General features: G+C 62.7%; 1 pseudogene. It reads left to right on the top strand.

Annotated features, from left to right (window positions below):
- Nucleotides 1–397, top strand: a pseudogene (locus C5J22_RS30900) (hypothetical protein); the annotation flags it as partial.

Here is a 397-nt window from a genome sequence, read left to right as displayed (position 1 = left end):
GGACAGCCAGCGTATCGACCTGAGCAATTCCCAGGGCATCACCGACTACGTGTTCCACCTGCTGCGCAACGCTCGTACGCTGCGCCCCGGTGTCGAGCCGAAGATCGTGGTGTGCTGGGGCGGGCACTCGATCAATACCGAAGAATACAAGTACACCAAGAAAGTCGGCCACGAACTGGGCCTGCGCAGCCTGGATGTGTGCACCGGCTGCGGCCCTGGCGTGATGAAAGGCCCGATGAAGGGCGCGACCATTTCCCACGCCAAGCAACGCATTACCGGCGGGCGCTACCTGGGCCTGACCGAGCCGGGCATCATTGCCGCCGAAGCGCCGAACCCGATCGTCAATGAGCTGGTTATCCTGCCGGATATCGAGAAACGCCTGGAAGCCTTCGTGCGC

This window comes from Neorhizobium sp. T25_13 (genome assembly GCF_002968675.1).
Classification (GTDB): domain Bacteria; phylum Pseudomonadota; class Alphaproteobacteria; order Rhizobiales; family Rhizobiaceae; genus Neorhizobium; species Neorhizobium tomejilense.
The sequence above is the reverse complement of the archived record's forward strand: the minus strand, read 5'-3'. Positions and strand labels throughout refer to the sequence as shown.